Origin of the sequence: Pseudoxanthomonas gei (genome assembly GCF_010119615.1) — a bacterium.
Lineage (GTDB): Bacteria > Pseudomonadota > Gammaproteobacteria > Xanthomonadales > Xanthomonadaceae > Pseudoxanthomonas_A > Pseudoxanthomonas_A gei.
The window spans coordinates 127,299-143,595 of sequence record NZ_QOVG01000008.1 but is presented as its reverse complement, the minus strand read 5'-3'; the positions used below and the strand labels follow the sequence as shown (position 1 = coordinate 143,595).

At 66.8% G+C, this 16,297-nt stretch carries 13 protein-coding genes; 6 read left to right on the top strand and 7 right to left on the bottom strand.

From position 1 onward, the window contains the following. The first annotated feature begins 64 nt into the window (after nt 1-64). Nucleotides 65-1,024 carry an acetyl-CoA carboxylase carboxyltransferase subunit alpha gene (locus tag DT603_RS12605; protein WP_162350240.1) on the top strand — a complete coding sequence of 320 codons (960 nt, stop codon included), beginning with the start codon at nt 65-67 and terminating at the stop codon, nt 1,022-1,024. Nucleotides 1,025-1,253: 229 nt separating this feature from the next. On the opposite strand, the gene DT603_RS12600 is transcribed toward DT603_RS12605, so the two are convergent. Further along, nucleotides 1,254-2,312 carry an NADH:flavin oxidoreductase/NADH oxidase gene (locus DT603_RS12600; RefSeq protein ID WP_162350239.1) on the bottom strand — a complete coding sequence of 353 codons (1,059 nt, stop codon included), beginning with the start codon at nt 2,310-2,312 and terminating at the stop codon, nt 1,254-1,256. 109 nt (nt 2,313-2,421) lie between these two features. Here DT603_RS12600 and tilS point away from each other — a divergent pair, with 109 nt between their 5' ends. Genes tilS through DT603_RS12585 form a run of 3 tightly spaced genes read left to right on the top strand, consistent with a single transcriptional unit; the run spans nt 2,422 to nt 4,906 of the window. After that, nucleotides 2,422-3,732 (top strand): tRNA lysidine(34) synthetase TilS, encoded by a 1,311-nt coding sequence (gene tilS, locus DT603_RS12595; RefSeq protein ID WP_162350238.1) that lies wholly within the window; start codon nt 2,422-2,424, stop codon nt 3,730-3,732. A gap of 45 nt (nt 3,733-3,777) precedes the next feature. Further along, nucleotides 3,778-4,038: an exodeoxyribonuclease VII small subunit gene (locus DT603_RS12590; RefSeq protein ID WP_162350237.1), complete on the top strand. Its 261-nt coding sequence runs from the start codon at nt 3,778-3,780 to the stop codon at nt 4,036-4,038. Beyond that, on the top strand, nt 4,028-4,906 hold the full coding sequence (locus DT603_RS12585; protein ID WP_162350236.1) for a farnesyl diphosphate synthase: 879 nt from the start codon (nt 4,028-4,030) through the stop codon (nt 4,904-4,906). The genes DT603_RS12590 and DT603_RS12585 overlap by 11 nt, the downstream gene beginning before the upstream one ends. A 100-nt stretch (nt 4,907-5,006) precedes the next feature. Here DT603_RS12585 and DT603_RS12580 read toward each other — a convergent pair whose 3' ends face one another. Next, nucleotides 5,007-5,432, bottom strand: a complete 426-nt coding sequence (locus DT603_RS12580) for a DUF4870 domain-containing protein (protein WP_162350235.1) — start codon at nt 5,430-5,432, stop codon at nt 5,007-5,009. Between the two features lie 86 nt (nt 5,433-5,518). After that, nucleotides 5,519-6,880: a metalloprotease PmbA gene (pmbA, locus tag DT603_RS12575; RefSeq protein ID WP_162350234.1), complete on the bottom strand. Its 1,362-nt coding sequence runs from the start codon at nt 6,878-6,880 to the stop codon at nt 5,519-5,521. 35 nt (nt 6,881-6,915) lie between these two features. On the opposite strand from pmbA, the gene yjgA reads away from it, so the two are divergent. Next, nucleotides 6,916-7,476: a ribosome biogenesis factor YjgA gene (gene yjgA / locus DT603_RS12570; protein ID WP_162350233.1), complete on the top strand. Its 561-nt coding sequence runs from the start codon at nt 6,916-6,918 to the stop codon at nt 7,474-7,476. 215 nt (nt 7,477-7,691) lie between these two features. On the opposite strand, the gene tldD is transcribed toward yjgA, so the two are convergent. From tldD to DT603_RS12550, 4 genes are all read right to left on the bottom strand, one after another. Continuing rightward, the gene (gene tldD, locus DT603_RS12565) at nt 7,692-9,137 is read right to left on the bottom strand and encodes a metalloprotease TldD (protein ID WP_162350232.1); all 1,446 of its coding nucleotides are present in this window, start codon (nt 9,135-9,137) and stop codon (nt 7,692-7,694) included. Nucleotides 9,138-9,311: 174 nt separating this feature from the next. Beyond that, complete coding sequence (locus tag DT603_RS12560) at nt 9,312-13,130, bottom strand: YhdP family protein (RefSeq protein ID WP_162350231.1); 3,819 nt, start codon at nt 13,128-13,130, stop codon at nt 9,312-9,314. Between the two features lie 45 nt (nt 13,131-13,175). Continuing rightward, entirely contained in the window at nt 13,176-14,660 is a 1,485-nt protein-coding gene (gene rng, locus DT603_RS12555; protein WP_162350230.1) for a ribonuclease G, read from the bottom strand. Next, nucleotides 14,660-15,226: a Maf family protein gene (locus DT603_RS12550; RefSeq protein WP_162350229.1), complete on the bottom strand. Its 567-nt coding sequence runs from the start codon at nt 15,224-15,226 to the stop codon at nt 14,660-14,662. Before DT603_RS12550 ends, rng begins: the two co-directional genes overlap by 1 nt. A 155-nt stretch (nt 15,227-15,381) precedes the next feature. On the opposite strand from DT603_RS12550, the gene DT603_RS12545 reads away from it, so the two are divergent. Next, on the top strand, nt 15,382-16,116 hold the full coding sequence (locus DT603_RS12545; RefSeq protein WP_162350228.1) for an SIMPL domain-containing protein: 735 nt from the start codon (nt 15,382-15,384) through the stop codon (nt 16,114-16,116). The last annotated feature ends 181 nt before the right edge of the window (nt 16,117-16,297 follow it).

Below are 16,297 nucleotides of genomic sequence, written 5' to 3'. Positions count from 1 at the left end.
GGGCGTACGGGTCGCCGGCCCCGCATCGGCTAAACTCCCCTCCTTTCCGGTCCGCGGTCCGTAGATGAACCCGAATTACCTGGATTTCGAACAGCCCATCGCCGACCTGGAATCCAAGATCCAGGACCTGCGCAGTGCCAGCGCGGGCCCGGCGGTCAACATCGATGCCGAAGTGCATGCCCTGCAGGACAAGCTGCGGGTGCGCACGGCGCAGATCTTCCGCGACCTCTCGCCGTGGCAGGTCTCGCAACTGGCGCGGCATCCGGCGCGTCCCTATACGCTCGACTACATCCGCGTGTTCTGCGACGAATTCCAGGAGCTGGCCGGCGATCGCGCCTTTGCCGATGACGCCGCCATCGTCGGTGGCCTGGGCCGCATCGACGGCCGCAGCGTGGTCATCATCGGCCACCAGAAAGGCCGCGACACCAAGAGCAAGATCGCGCGCAATTTCGGCATGCCGCGCCCGGAGGGCTATCGCAAGGCCTTGCGCCTGATGAAGCTGGCCGAGCGTTTCAAGTTGCCGCTGCTGACCTTCATCGACACGCCCGGCGCCTACCCCGGCGTCGGCGCCGAAGAGCGCGGCCAGTCCGAAGCCATCGCCCGCAACCTGATGGAAATGGCCGAACTCAAGGTGCCGATCATCTGCACGGTGATCGGCGAAGGCGGCTCCGGCGGCGCGCTGGCTATCGGCGTGGGCGATCGAACGCTGATGCTGGAATACGGCACCTACTCGGTGATCTCCCCCGAAGGCTGCGCTTCGATCCTGTGGAAATCGGCCGACAAGGCCAAGGACGCCGCCGAGCAACTCGGCATCACCGCCAAGCGCCTGTTCTCACTCGGCCTGGTGGACAAAGTGGTACGCGAGCCCATCGGCGGCGCGCACCGCAACCCCAAGCAGATGGCGACACGACTCAAGGCCGTGCTGCTCAACGAGCTGGATGCGCTTGAGCAATTGCCGGTGGACGAGCTGGTGAAACAGCGCTACCAGCGACTGCGCAACTACGGCGCCTACGAAGCCGGCTGAGACGCCTGGGCGTTGTAGGAGCGACGCAAGTCGCGAAGCTGGTAGCGCCTGCACTACCAGCAGCTTCGCGACACGCGTCGAACGTCCTCTGAACCGATACGAGCTTCGCCACTCGCGTCGCTCCTACAGATCAACTGCCCTGGGCTTCGCGACTTGCGTCGCGTTGGAGTTGAACTGATACGAGCTTCGCGACTTGCGTCGCTCCTACGTCCAACCCTCGGCTGGGCGATCACCACGCGCGCTGGTACTGCAGCGGCACCTCGATCTCCACGCCCAGCTCCCTGGCCGCACGCCGCGGCCAGTACGGGTCACGCAGCTCCTCGCGTGCCAGCAGCACCACATCCGCCTTGCCCTCCGCGATGATGGCTTCGGCCTGCCCGGGTTGGGTGATCAGACCGACCGCGCCGGTCGCGATGCCGGCTTCGCTGCGGATGCGCGCGGCGAAATCCACCTGGTAGCCCGGCCCGACCGGAATCTTCACGCCAGGCACCAGGCCGCCACTGGACACATCGATCAGATCAACGCCCAGTTCGCGCACGTTGCGGGCCAGTTCGATGCTCTGCTCGATGTCCCAACCGCCTTCGGCCCAGTCGGTGGCGGAGATTCGCAGCCACAGCGGCAGGCGGTCCGGCCACACTTCGCGCAACGCCGACAGCACCCCGCGCAGCAGCCGGGTGCGATTTTCGAAGCTGCCACCCCAGCGATCCGAACGCCGGTTCGACAGCGGCGACAGGAACTGATGCAGCAGGTAACCATGCGCCGCGTGCAGCTCGATCAGCTCGAATCCTGATTCCAGCGCGCGCAGGCCGGCGGCGCGGAAGTCGGCGACCACCTTGGCGATGCCTGGCTCGTCCAGTTCCGCGGGAAACGGGTAGTCATCGCTGAAAGCCAGTGCCGACGGGGCGACCGGCTGCCAGCCTCCCGATGCCGCTGCGACCGCCTTGCCGCCATTCCAGGGTTCGGCGGTGCTGGCCTTGCGTCCTGCATGCGCGAGCTGGGTGCCGGCGATCGCGCCCTGGGCGCGAATGAAGCGGGCAATACGACGCCATGCGTCCGCCTGCGCCTGGTTCCAGATGCCGGCGTCGGCGGGCGAGATGCGGCCTTCCGGCGAAACCGCCGCGGCCTCGGTGATCACCAGTGCGGCCCCACCGACCGCGCGACTACCCAGGTGGGCCAGGTGCCAATCACCCGGGATGCCGTCGGGCAGCGAGTACTGGCACATCGGCGACACCGCGATGCGGTTGCGCAGCACCAGGGAGCGTTGGGTGAAGGGTTCGAACAATGCCATGGGCCACGCCTTGGAAACCGGACCGGCAATGTAACCGGCAGTGGTGGGCATCGACGTGCACGATGATGGATCGCTGCATGCCATCGGCGCAGCGCGCTAGCATGCAGGCATGGATTCCACTGCTTCCCTCGCCGGCTTCAACCGTGCATTGCCACCCTCGCATCCCGCCCCACTGCTGGTCGGGCTGAGTGGCGGGCTGGATTCGACCGCGCTGCTGCATGCACTGGCAAGCGACGAGCACAGCCGGGCGCACGGCATGCGCGCCGTGCACGTGCATCACGGCCTGCAATCGGCGGCCGATGACTGGGCCGCGCATTGCAGGTCGTCATGCGATTCGCTGGGCATCGAACTGCAGGTGGTTGCCGTTGACGTGGATCGCAATGGCGGCGAAGGACTGGAAGCGGCTGCACGCAAGGCCCGCTATTCGGTATTCGAGCGCCTGCTGGGCGATGACGAAGTGCTGGTAACCGCGCACCACCTCGACGACCAGGCGGAAACCTTCCTGCTACGCGCATTGCGCGGATCGGGGCCGGATGGCCTGGCGGCGATGCGGCCGTGGCGGAAGTTCGGGAAGGGCTGGCACTGGCGTCCCCTGCTGGACACGCCGCGCAGTGACTTGCTGGCCTATGCCCGCCAGCATGGGCTTGCCTGGCTGGACGATCCCAGCAACGAGGACCTGCGCCACAACCGCAATTTCCTGCGCCAGCGCATCCTGCCGCTGTTGCGCGAACGTTGGCCGCAAGTGCACGCTGCCTTCGCGCGCAGTGCCGTACTGAGTGCCGATGCGGTGGAACTGCTGGCGGGCGAAGACGCACTGGCGCTGGCGATGATCCGCACGCTGGATCCGCGGGCCATTTCCGTGAACGCGCTGCTGGGCCTGGCCACGGTGCGGCGCGCGCGCGTGCTGCGTCGCTGGATCGATGAACTCGGCTTGCCGCCGTTGCCGGGTGAGGGAGTGGCGCAGATCGAAAGCGACCTGCTGCCCGCACGCGCCGACGCGAGGGCCCGCTTCGAGTGGCGCGACGTGGTCATCGAGCGCTGGCGCGACCTGCTGCACGTGCAATACCAGCGGCCACCGTTGCCCGACGCGTGGAGCGTGCAATGGGAGGGTCGCGAGGCCCTGGCCCTGCCCGGTGGCGACTTGCTGCAGCTCGAGGGAGCCGATGCGCTTCCGGTTCCCCTGCGCGTGTTCGCGCGCCAGGGCGGCGAACGCATCACCCTGCCCGGCCGCACGCAGTCGCGCACGCTCAAGAACGTGCTCCAGCAGCTGGGCGTGCCACCGTGGGAACGCGCGGTCCTGCCGTTGCTTGCGGCCGGCGACGGTGAACTGGAGGCCGTGGGTGACCTGGCCTACTCGGCCGGCCTCGATGCATGGCTGCGCCAGGCCGGCGCACGCCTGCACTGGCTGCGGCGGGAATGAACGAGCCGGATTGACCTATTCCCGCCGCGTCCCCAAACTGGCCGCATGCCTCGCAAACCCGCCGCCGAAACATCTCCCGTCGCCCACTTCGAACAATCCCTGGACGAGCTTGAATCGCTGGTCGAGAAGATGGAGCTGGGCGAAATGAGCCTTGAGGAATCGCTGGCCGCCTACGAGCGCGGCGTCGGCCTCTACCGCACCTGCCAGTCGGCCCTGGAACAGGCCGAACTGCGCGTGCGCCTGCTCAGCGACCCCGAGCAGCCCGATACCGCCGAACCCTTCGCGCCCTTGCCCGATGGACAATGACGCCCCGTTCCTGCGCTGGGCGCAGCGCGTGGAAACGGCAATGGGCCACGCCCTTCCTTCGGCCTCCGTGCATCCACAAAGCCTGCACGCTGCCATGCGCCACGCCGTGCTCGGCGGCGGCAAGCGCATCCGTCCGTTGCTGGTCTACGCAACCGGCTCGGTATTCGGCACCGACGAGCGCTGGCTGGACGCACCTGCGGCGGCGGTCGAACTGATCCACGCGTATTCGCTGGTGCACGACGACCTGCCCTCGATGGACAACGACGAGGTTCGGCGCGGCCGGCCCACCGTGCATGTCGCGTTCGACGAAGCCACCGCCATCCTGGCCGGTGACGCGCTGCAGTCGCTGGCCTTCGAAGTGCTGGCCGAAGCGCCCGTCGCATCGGAACTGCGGGTGGCGTGGTTGCGTTCGCTGAGCGTGGCGGCCGGCGCGGCAGGCATGTGCGGCGGCCAGGCGCTCGATGTCGACGCCACCGGCAAGGCACAGGGCCTGGCCGACCTGGAACGCATGCACCGCCTGAAGACCGGCGCGCTGATCCGCGCCTCGGTGCGCATGGGCGCGCTGGGTGGCTGCATCGACGAAGGCACGTTGCAGCTGCTGGACAAGTTCGCCGATGCGCTGGGCCTGGCCTTCCAGGTGCGCGACGACATCCTGGACGTGGAATCCACTTCCAGGCAGCTCGGCAAGACCGCCGGCAAGGATGCGGCCCAGGAGAAATCCACCTATCCCGCCCTGCTCGGCATGGATGGCGCCAAGGCCAAGCTGGTCGAACTGGACATGGCCATGCACGAGGCACTGGCACCGTTCCGTGACCATGCAACTGCATTGTGGGCACTGGGCAAGCTGGCGATCCATCGCACCCACTGACCTTGCCCGGCGCAGCCTGCGTGCCGCCCGCAAACTAACAAGGCCCGGACTGGCCGGGCCTTGTTCTGAAAACCGGATCTCCAGATCCTTTGCTGTCGGCTTACTTGATCAATCGCAGCGCGAATGGGTAGCGATAGGCTTCGCCACCGTTGGCTTTCATCGCGGCGATGATGGTGAGCACCAGCCAGGCGATGCCGATGATGATCCACAGCGGGATGGCCACTATCAGCCCAATGCCCAAGGTGAGCAGGGCCAGCAGGAACAGGGCCAGGAACACGATCGCCACGGTGATGTTGAAGTTCAGCGCTTCCTTGGCCTGGTCACCGACGAAGGACATCGTGTCCTTCTTCACCAGCCAGATGATCAGGGGGCCGATGAAGCAGCCGATGCTGCCGGCCCAGCCGGAGGTCAGGATGCCGCCGACCAGGGCCGAGAGGTGCGCAAAAAGCGCCCATTGCCTTTCCTCGGCACTGGGAGCGCCGGGCGGCGGTGGCGGCGCAGCAGTCAGGTTGTCGAATTCACTCATTGCATTTTCCCCTTGCGGACGTGTGGTGTCGTTTCACACCGGCTGGTGCGTCGTTGCGACTCATATTGCCCGACCAGAGGCTAACGTCAATCACTGCCGGCGACGGTCATCCTGCCCACGAGAATGGACCCGCAACTGATGTGGGAGCGCGTATCGACGTCAGTACCCACCGCCTCGATGCCCGCGAACACCTCCCTGAGGTTGCCGGCGATGGTGATGCCATCCACCGGCCAGGCGATGGCGCCGTTCTCCACCCAGAACCCGGCCGCGCCGCGCGAGTAATCGCCGGTCACCGGGTTCACACCCTGCCCCATCAATTCGGTGACCAGCAGCCCGCGCGACATCCCGCCGACCAGCGACTCGAAGCCGCCAGCATTGGCCGCGACCTTGAGGTTGTGCACACCGCCGGCATTGGCAGTGGTCTGCAGGCCCAGCTTGCGTGCCGAATAGCTGCCCAGCACGTAACGCTGCAGCACGCCGCCGCTGACCAGCGGCACTTCGCGCGTGGCCACGCCTTCGGCATCGAATGCAGCCGAGCGCAGGCCGCGAGCCAGCAGCGGATGCTCCTCTATCGAAAACCACTCCGGGAAAATCCGCGTTCCCACCGAGTCGAGCAGGAAGCTGGCGCGCCGGTACAACGCACCGCCAGACACCGCGCCCAGCAGGTGACCGACCAGGGAACGGGCCACCTCGGCGGCAAACAGCACCGGGTATTCGCCGGTAGGCACCGACCGCGGCGCCATGCGGGCCAACGTGCGCTCGGCTGCGCGGCGTCCGATCAGAGCCGGCGCCTCCAGTTCCTCGCGCGCCAGCGCGCTGCTGTACCAGCCGTCACGTTGCATGTCATCACCCTGGCCGGCGATCAGCGCGCAGCCCAGCGAATGCTGGGTGCCGCGATCGCGACCGAAGAAGCCATGCGAGTTGCCGTAAACGGAAATGCTTTCCCCGCTGCCGACCGAGGCGCCGTCGGAATTGGCGATGCGCGGATCGAATTCGCGGCCGGCCGCCTCGCAGGCCAGCGCCAGGTCGACCGCATGGTCGGCCTCCAGCGCCCAGGGGTGCCAGGCGTCGAGGTCGGGGAATTCGGTGGCCATCAGGTCGGCATCGGCCAGCCCGGAGGCTTCGTCGTGTTCCGTGTAGCGGGCAATGGCGCAGGCCTGCGCCACCGTCGCTTCCAGGCTTTCCTCACGCAGGTCGGCGGTGCTGGCGCTGCCCTTGCGCTGGCCGAAGTACACGGTCACGCCGATGCTGCGGTCACGCGTGGACTCGACTGTTTCCACTTCGCCCATGCGCACGTTGACGTTGAGTCCGCGGTCTTCGCTGCAGCTGACCTCGGCCTGGCTGGCCCCGGCGGCGCGGGCGCGCTCCAGCAGGCGCCGTGACAGGTCCTCCAGCGCATCCAGCCTCGACAGGCTGTCGTCTGCGGAAAAATCGGCTATTGCGTTCAATGGCTTATCCTGTGGCAAAGTTTTGGAGAACGAACATGCGTGGAAACGACCCGGAAACCGGCGAATTCCTGGGGCCCAGCCGCAGCGAACAACGGCGCGAAGCCCTGGACATCCGCAGCCTGGGCGAGAAGCTGGTAGCGCTGGCGCCTGCGCACCTGGCCAGGCTGCCCATTCCCGAAGACCTGCTGGAGCACATCCACGACACCCAGCGCATCACCTCGCACATCGCGCACAAGCGGCAGCTGCAGTTCCTGGCCAAGCAGATGCGCCGGGAAAGCGACGAGACCCTGGATGCGATCCGCGATGCGATGGAAGTAGGCGGCGACGCGGCCAAGCGCGAGACCGCGATCCTGCACAAGGTCGAGGGCTGGCGCCTGCGCCTGCTCGAGGAAGGCGACAGTGCGCTTGCCGACCTGCTGACCGAATTCCCGGCGGCCGACCGCCAGCGGCTGCGCCAGTTGCTGCGCAACGCGGGCGAGGAAAAAGCGAAGAACAAGCCGCCGCATGCGTTCCGGGAACTGTTCCGTGAGTTGCGGGAGCTGCTGGTGCAGGCGGAAGTCGATGACGAGGACGACGCGGACGACGAGACGCCCTAGCCCTGCCGCCGGGAATCGAGGACGCAGCCGGCGGTCGACGCACCGGGCGGGGAAACGGCAAGGACGTAGCGCCACAAGCTGCGCGTGACGGACGACAGGCGCAAAGCCGCTGATGGATGGCTTCTCGCAATGCGAAGCTAATCTCCTGCGCAGCACCCTCACCCGACGCTGCGCGCCACCTTCGCCCGGAGGGAGAAGGGAACGGCAACCCGGCATCACGCCTTGGTCCCACCCACGGTGATGCCCTCGATCAGCAGTGACGGCTGGCCCACGCCCACCGGCACGCTCTGCCCGTCCTTGCCGCACACGCCGACGCCGGCATCCAGCGCCAGGTCGTGGCCGATCATCTTCACTTTCTGCATGGTTTCCGGACCGTTGCCGATCAGGGTCGCGCCCTTCACCGGCGCGGTGATCCTGCCATCCTCGATCAGGTAGGCCTCGGTGGCGGAAAACACGTACTTGCCGCTGGTGATGTCGACCTGGCCGCCGCCGAAGTTCACCGCGTACAGGCCCCTCTTCACCGAACGGATCATGTCCTGCGGATCGTCCTTTCCGGCGAGCATGTAGGTGTTGGTCATGCGCGGCATGGGCAGGTGGGCGAACGATTCGCGGCGCCCGTTGCCGGTAGGAGCCACGCCCATCAGTCGCGCGTTGAGCGTGTCCTGCATGTAGCCGACCAGGACCCCGTCTTCGATCAGCGTGGTGCAGTTCGTAGGCGTGCCTTCGTCGTCGACATTGAGCGACCCGCGGCGTCCTTCCAGGGTGCCGTCATCGACGATGGTCACCCCCGGCGAAGCCACGCGCTGGCCCATGCGCCCGGCATAGGTCGAGGTGCCCTTGCGGTTGAAATCGCCTTCCAGGCCATGGCCAACGGCTTCGTGCAGCAACACGCCGGGCCAGCCCGAACCCAGCACCACCGGCATCATCCCGGCCGGTGCGTCCACCGCCTCCAGGTTCACCAGCGCCTGCCGCAGCGCATCGCGCGCGAATTCCTCGGGCTTGCCGCCGCCGAACAGTTCGGCATACGAATAGCGGCCACCGAAGCCGGCATAACCCGACTCGCGGCGGCCGTCCTGTTCGACGATGACCTGGATGTTCATGCGTACCAGCGGGCGCACATCGGCGGCCAGCACGCCGTCGCTGCGCGCGACCAGCACCGTGTCCACGCCGCCGGCCAGGCTGACGGTCACCTGTTGCACGCGCGGATCGGCGGCGCGCACCAGCTTGTCGACGATGCGCAGGGCTTCGACCTTGGCATCGTTTCCCATCGCATCGATGGGATCCTCGCTGGAATACAGGGCGCGGCCGGCACTGCGCACCAGCGCGCCGGGCGCGTGCGAGCCGCCGTCGCGGGCGATGGCGCGCGCCGAGCTGGCAGCGCTCAGCAGCGCCTGCGGGTTGATGTCGTCGGAATAGGCGAAGCCGGTCTTCTCGCCTGAAATGGCGCGCACGCCCACGCCCTGGTCGATGGAATGGGCACCGTCCTTGACGATGCCATCCTCCACCGTCCAGCTCTCGCGGCGCGAATGCTGGAAATACAGGTCGCCGAAGTCGATGCCAGGCCCAAGCAGCGTGCCGAAGGCGCGATGCAGGCCCTGCTGGTCGAGGCCGGCGGGAAGAAGGAGGCGGGTTTCGGCGAGGGCCAGCGAGGAGTCGGTCATGGGGAATAAGTCTGGGGGCGGATAGGGCAAAGGCAAGCAGGCTTCAGCGTTTCAACGTTAGTGGCGACAAGGGCGACAAGCCACGAAAACATCCCCGGAAACCGCAGGGCACAGGCGTGGCAATCATCCTAGTAACCAATGCGGAACGGCGGTCGGCGCAGTCAACACAGGATCTCACTGGACATCCGGTGCACCCGATGTTCCCGCCGCCTCCAGCCGCGATTGTTCGCGGCTCATCACTTCCACCTTCGGGTCCTTCCATGGGCCGGTCACGCGATAGGTCTTGGCGCCCAGCGCGCCGAGCGGCTTCTTCAGCACCGCATTGGCAGCGGCACCTATCGCCGCGCCCAACGGACCGCCGGCTACGGCGCCGACCACGGTCAGCATGTTGCCGGACCTGGGCAGCACTTCGATGGTCTGGTCGAAGCGTTGCGCGCGCAGGTCGGTGTTGCCGCTGATGTTGATCTGCGCGGCGGGGCCATCGATTACCATGTCATCACTGTGCGCGGTGCCGGCGCCGAAGCGGACATTGCCGTCGATGCGGTTGAAGGCAAAGCCCTTGGAGAAGAAGTCGCGGAAGTCCAGCATCATGCGACGCGGCAGCTGGGTCAGGCTGAGCAGGCCCAGCACGCGCCCTGCACCTGGCTCTACTTCCAGCAGTTGGCCGTCGCGCACGGCGATGCCCAGGCTACCTTCCATCGTGGCCAGCGAGAAAGAGGCAGGACTGCCGCGCCAGCGCGCATCGAACTTCACCTTGCCCTTGCCGCCGCGGACCTGCCCCTTCACTCCCAGACCATCCAGCAGGCTGCCCAGGTCCTGGCTGCCGACGCTGGCGGTGACCGTCGTGCGCGCGTTCGCGCCGCGCCCCAGCCAGTCGCCCTGCACGTCGATCTGCTGTTTGGGCGAACGCAGCGCGAGCTGCTGCACGCGCATGCCACCCGCCATCTGCTGGGTCCGCAATTGCGCGCTGCCAAGCTGCGCCTCGCCGAAGCGCAGGTCGGCGATATCCAGCTTCAACGGCGGGATGGCGGCGGGATTGAAAGCGTCATCGCTGCCCGCGGCCGTGGCACCCGCCGCGGTTTTCGCAGTGGCACTTCGCCAGTGGAAGCGTGAAAGTTTTCCGGCAATCGCCGCCCCGTCCGCATCAGGCACCAGCAGGGCACCTGCCAGGGCCCGCCCCTCCATGGTGACTGCGAGCGCGTTGCCTGACGGCGCGACCTGCAGGCGCGTGTCGGGGAATACCGAGCCCAGCAGCAACAGCCGGTCAGCACTGACATCGATGTGGCGCAGTGGCAGCTTGCCGCCACCGCCGCTGCCGCTGCCGCTCTTGGCGAGCGTTATCCATTCGATCGCATCCAGCGTCGAGGTGCGACCGGTGGCGACAAGCCCCAGCGCAGGAGCCGCCTCGGCAACGGTGTTGCTGCCCAGCACGACCCGTACGCCAGTCTGTTTGCCATCGCCGCGCGCCCGCAATGCAAGCAGCTTGCCGAAGGCGACATCGATATTGCCTTCGCCCATCGGCAAGGCCGTCCGCACGGTGGTTTGCAAGGCCACTGATGCCGCCTTGTCCAGTGGCGCCGGCAGCTTGAGCGTAGTTCCGACCAGGTCGGAGCGCAGGTTCAACTGGCTTGGTACGCTGGCGCCGCCGCCGGCAGGCAGGTTGACCCCGATCGTCCACTGCGAGCGTCCCTGCACGTACGGCTTCAACCAGGCCATGTCGGGCGCGCGTTCCAGCAGTTCGTTGGCGGTGAGGCTGGCGGAGAGTTCGGCCTCGAAAGCCTGCTTCGGATCACGCACGCCGCCACCGGCACGCAGCGACAGTGCGCCCGGCTGGCCGCCCTGGCGGACGCTGAGCTTCTCCGCGGTGAAGCCGTTGTCGCGGTAATCGACCCTGCCCTTCACCGCATCGAAGGCCAGGTTCCAGCGCTTGTCGGCAAGCCGGTTTCCCAGCAGCTCGACCGTGCCACCGGACTTGCGGACCGCACCGGCATGCGCATGCAATGGCAGCAGCATTTCATAAGTGGCGCGCGCCGGACCGGTGGCGCTCAGGCTGGCCAGGGTTTCACCGTATCTGGCCTGCAGTGGAGACTGTCGCAGCATCGCCAGCATCTGGCTGGCATCGGCGGCACCCTGTGCACTGATCGACAGCTCGCCTTTTGCGAAATCAGGAATGCCGGCAGTGAAGCCTTCGACCCGCACGCCAGCCAGCGCGCCCTGGCCCTGCATGGAAAATCCGTTGCCGATGAAGGCGACGTCCGCCTGCACGTGGTCCATCGCCGGCCAATCGTGCTGGAACCTGATCTGCCCGTCCTCGATCCGCGCCAGGCCTTCGAAGCGCCCGTTGTTGTGGGTGAACGGCCAGTCATCCAGGTCGCCGGATATGAGCGCGCGCGCGCCTGTCACCCGGCCCCCGACCAGCGCGCCATTGAGCCAGTCGACCGCGGCCTTGGACATCTTGTCGTGGATCCAGAATCCCTTGGCGGCCGCCACCGGTGCTTCATCGATGTCGGCGGCGATGTCGATCCAGGGACGCGTGCCATCGCCCTGGAACCACAATCCGCCGCGCGCCTTCGCGCCGAAGTCCTTGCCACGGATGCGCAGTGACGAAGTACCGACCCGCCAACCGTTGCCTTCGCGCCAGCCTGCAAGCGATCCGTCCAGGGTCACTGCATGCGCAACGCCGAACCCGGCGGGCCAGTCGAAACGGAACGGCGTGGAAGGATCCAGCTTCAGCGTGAACCCCTCGCTGTCGCCCATGAACTCACCGGCCAGACCGCTCACCCCGGGCGAATGCGCGACCGGCAGGAAGCTGATGCCCTCCAGGCGCCCGCTGGCCTGCATGCCCCCGGCGTTGCCGGCCAGCGAAACCCTGGCCAGGCGCGCGCCCGGCGCTGCCCGCGACAGCCAGTGCCGCAGGCCGGCGTCCACGCGATCGCTCAATCCCAGCATCGCCAGCAACGGAGCCGCATCGATGCGTTCGGCGAGCAGCGCATATTGCCGGCCGCCGGCCACCACCAGCCCGTCAAGCTTCTGGGGCGCCTGCTGGCTTCCAATCAGCAGGTTGGGTGCGTCAAAACGCCAGCCGTTGGCCGACAGGCGCCAGCGCACGCGCCCTTCCACGCGATCAAAAAGCGCGCGAGGCACCTGGCCACCCGCCAGTGGCGCGCCATGCAAGGCGATCTGCTGCAGTTTCAACTGCGAAGTGACCATCACCACGCGGTTCCGGCGCAGCTCCGCCCAGGCCTGCGCCCGCCCGTTTCCCGCATCGGCAACCACGCCCGCATAGCGCAGTACCGGCGTCCAGGCGGCGATATCCAGGGATTTCGTGTCCAGATACGCGCGACCGTCACCGCTGCGGCGATTGAAATCCAGCGCGACCTGCACCGGAGTGCCCTTGCTGTCCATCCACGCGCGCGTTCCGGCGCGGACGCGATCGCCGTCCACGCGCAGGCGCAGGTTGATCCTGGGCAAGTGCAGGTTCCAACCCAGCGAAGGCGCCGAAACGGCAAGCCTGCCATCGATGACCTGCAATTCACCCAGGCCTTCCAGGTTCTGGAACGGGTCGCCACCGCCCTGCTGTCCAGGCAATCCCAGCACCGACCAGGCGCCATCGTCGGCGCGCTGCAGGGTCAATGACAATCCGCGCAGCCGCAGCTCGGTGAAGGAACGTCCGGGCAGCATCCCGGCGTACATCGACACCAGCACTTCGGCTTCACCGATGCGCACTGCGTTGCGACCACTTCCCACGCGCAAGCCATCCAGTCGCAACAACGGCCCGCGGCGCGTCCATTCGGTCTCCACCTTGTCGAATGCGACCGGCCTGCCGGCGCGCGCGCTAAGCCACTGGGCGATCTTCTGCGGATTGCGTTCGGCCAGTGGCAATACCTGGCTGGCCACGCCCAGCACCAGCGCCATGCACACCAGCAGGCCGGCCACGGCGTACCAAACGCCGCGGCGCGCAAGTCGCAAGCGACGGCGCAACGGAGTGGGCATCAGCCGGCCACGTGCACGGCGGTGCGGCTCATCGCGGCGGCCTGATCAGAGCAGCACCACATCGAACTGCTCCTGCAGGTACTGCGCGTCGGCCTGGAAACGTATCGACTTGCCAAGGAACTCTTCCAGCTCGGCGACGGCAGGCGATTCCTCCTCGGTGATCCGCGCCACCACCTTGGGCGAAGCGATCACCAGCAGGCGCGCGGCCTCGAACTGGCGTACCGCGCGGGTGATCTCGCGGAAGATTTCATAGGTCACGGTTTCAGCGGTTTTCACCGTGCCGCGCCCACCACACTCATGGCAGGGTTCGGACAGCTGGCGCTCCAGGCTTTCGATGGTGCGCTTGCGGGTCATCTCCACCAGGCCCAGCGGCGAGAACTCGTACACCGTGGTCTTGGCGTGGTCGCGGGAAAGCGCTTTTTCCAGCGTTCGCAACACCTGCCGGCGATGCTCGGGATCATCCATGTCGATGAAGTCGATGATGATGATGCCGCCGAGGTTGCGCAGGCGCAGTTGCCGCGCCACCGACTGCGCGGCTTCCAGGTTGGTGCGGTAGACGGTTTCCTCCAGGTTGCGCTGGCCGAGGAAGGAGCCGGTGTTGACGTCGATGGTGGTCATCGCTTCGGTCTGGTCGATGACCAGGTAGCCGCCGGACTTCAAGGGCACCTGCTTTTCGAGCGCGCGGCCTATTTCGTCCTCGACCCCGTACAGGTCGAAGATCGGGCGCTCACCGGCGTAGTGTTCGATGCGTTCGGCCAGCACCGGCATGTACTTGGCGGCGAAGGCCTGCAGGCGGTCGCAGGTCTCGCGCGAATCCACCTTCACCTTCTCCACGTCGCGGCGCATGAGGTCGCGCACCGCGCGCAGCGGCAGCGTCAGGTCTTCATAGACGCAGGCACCCACGGCCGAATCACGGCTGCGCTGTTCGACCAGTGCCCACACCCGCGACAGGTAGGCGATGTCTTCGGCCAGCGCTTCCTGCGGCTGGCCTTCGGCATTGGTGCGCACGATGTAGCCATGCCCGCCATGGGTGGCAGCCAGTTCGCCGACCAGCGTCTTCAGGCGCAGGCGTTCGGCTTCGTCCTCGATGCGCGCCGATACGCCGATCACCTTCGACTGCGGCAACAGCACCATGTAGCGCGAGGGAATGCTGATCTGCGTGGTCAGGCGCGCGCCCTTGCTGCCGATCGGATCCTTGACCACCTGCACCACGATGTCCTGGCCGTCGCGCAGCAGCTCGACGATTGGCACGGCGTTGGCCGCGGGCGAGACCTCGACTTCATCGCCACTGGTGGTGGGCAGCGAGCGCACCACGTCACTGGCATGCAGGAAAGCGGCGCGGTCCAGGCCGACTTCGACGAAGGCGGCCTGCATGCCAGGCATGACCCGCTGCACCTTGCCCTTGTAGATATTGCCGACCACGCCACGGCGCCAGCCACGTTCGATATGCAGTTCCTGCAGCATGCCGTTCTCGACCACGGCTACGCGGGTTTCGCGCGGGGTGACGTTGACCAGTATTTCCTCGGACATCAGTAAACCCCGAACGACTTCAACAGCTGCGATGTCTCGAACAAGGGCAACCCCATCACCCCCGAATAACTGCCTGACAGGTGCCTGACGAAGCGTTCCGCCTGGCCCTGGATGGCATAGGCACCGGCCTTGCCCATCGGCTCTCCGCCGGCCACGTAGGTGGCGATGTCTTCCTCTGAAAGTGCCATGAATTCCACCTCGGTCACCGACATGGCCTGGACCTCGCGGCCGGCGCTCACCAGCGAGACCGCGGAAACCGCCTGATGCGTGCGCCCGGACAGGCGCCGCAGCATGCCGGCGGCATCTTCGGCATCACGCGGCTTGCCAAAGACTTCGTCATCCAGGACCACCTCGGTATCGGCGCCCAGCACGATCGCGCCCGGCACGGTCATGACCTGCAGCAACCCGGCCCCGGCTTTTTCCCTGGCAACGCGGCGAACATAGTCCAAGGCCGGCTCGTTGGGCTGGCGATGCTCGGGAATGTCCAGCTCCAGCACGCCGAAATCCAGCCCGAGGCGGGCCAGCAGTTCGGCCCGGCGGGGCGATTTGGAAGCGAGATGCAACATGCAGGAAGGATACCCTGCGCATGCTGACTGAATGGATGCCCGTCACGGTGTGTCACTGCAAACCCCGGTCCGGCTCACAACGCGTTCATCGTGGTCCCAACAACCTAGCCGCACTTTGCGTGGCCAACGCAACCGCCGCATCCAAGGAGAAACCCATGCGCACCCCCCTGCTACGTCCGCTGCTGCTCGCCCTGTCACTTGCCCTCGGAGCCACGATGATGCCCGCACACGCACAGAACGCCGCCGGTTACGTGGTTCCCACCGATGGCACCCTGCTGTCGGTCTCGGCCAACGCCCAGGCATCGCGGGTACCCGATGTGGCGACGATTTCCGCCGGCGTGGTGACCCAGGCCGTGGACGGCAATGCCGCCATGCGCCAGAACGCCGAACAGATGGCCAAGGTGATGGCCGCGATCAAGGCAGCAGGCATTGCCGAAAAGGACATCCAGACCAGCGGCATCAATCTCAGCCCACAGTATCGCTACGTGGAAAACGAGGCCCCGAAGATCACCGGCTTCCAGGCCAGCAACACCGTCAACCTGAAGGTGCGCGACATCGCCAAGCTGGGCAAGGTGCTGGACGCGCTGGCTGCACAGGGCAGCAACCAGATCAACGGACCGACTTTCGAAATCGACCAGCCGGAGCCGGTGTATGACGAAGCCCGCCTGGCCGCGCTGAAGAAGGCACAGGCGCGCGCCCAGACCTATGCCAGGTCGCTGGGTCTGCAGGTGCGTCGCATCGTAAGTATTTCCGAGGGTGGTGGCGGCAACTTCCAGCCGGTGCCGATGATGCGCATGCAGGCAAAATCGGCCGAGATGGATACCCAGGTGTCGCCCGGCGAGACGACCTTGTCGGTGAATCTGGACGTGGTGTTCGAGCTGGGCAAGTAAGATCCCGCAACAGCCCCTGAAACGGCGCCGCAAGGCGCCGTTCTCAATTGTCTCCGGCAAACCGCTCCACCCGCCCCTGCGCGCGGCACCCCCGACCATAGTCCAATGCCGCTTGCAAGGCGCCACAACCCGGCGCACTGTCGAACTGCGGCACGACGCAGCGCTCCAACCCCGCAGCCCG

Coding starts and splice junctions, on each gene's coding strand:
- DT603_RS12605 (WP_162350240.1), top strand. CDS start 65: ATGAACCCGAATTACCTGGATTTCGAACAGCCCATCGCCGACCTGGAA.
- DT603_RS12600 (WP_162350239.1), bottom strand. CDS start 2,312: ATGGCATTGTTCGAACCCTTCACCCAACGCTCCCTGGTGCTGCGCAAC.
- tilS (WP_162350238.1), top strand. CDS start 2,422: ATGGATTCCACTGCTTCCCTCGCCGGCTTCAACCGTGCATTGCCACCC.
- DT603_RS12590 (WP_162350237.1), top strand. CDS start 3,778: ATGCCTCGCAAACCCGCCGCCGAAACATCTCCCGTCGCCCACTTCGAA.
- DT603_RS12585 (WP_162350236.1), top strand. CDS start 4,028: ATGGACAATGACGCCCCGTTCCTGCGCTGGGCGCAGCGCGTGGAAACG.
- DT603_RS12580 (WP_162350235.1), bottom strand. CDS start 5,432: ATGAGTGAATTCGACAACCTGACTGCTGCGCCGCCACCGCCGCCCGGC.
- yjgA (WP_162350233.1), top strand. CDS start 6,916: ATGCGTGGAAACGACCCGGAAACCGGCGAATTCCTGGGGCCCAGCCGC.
- tldD (WP_162350232.1), bottom strand. CDS start 9,137: ATGACCGACTCCTCGCTGGCCCTCGCCGAAACCCGCCTCCTTCTTCCC.
- DT603_RS12560 (WP_162350231.1), bottom strand. CDS start 13,130: ATGCCCACTCCGTTGCGCCGTCGCTTGCGACTTGCGCGCCGCGGCGTT.
- rng (WP_162350230.1), bottom strand. CDS start 14,660: ATGTCCGAGGAAATACTGGTCAACGTCACCCCGCGCGAAACCCGCGTA.
- DT603_RS12550 (WP_162350229.1), bottom strand. CDS start 15,226: ATGTTGCATCTCGCTTCCAAATCGCCCCGCCGGGCCGAACTGCTGGCC.
- DT603_RS12545 (WP_162350228.1), top strand. CDS start 15,382: ATGCGCACCCCCCTGCTACGTCCGCTGCTGCTCGCCCTGTCACTTGCC.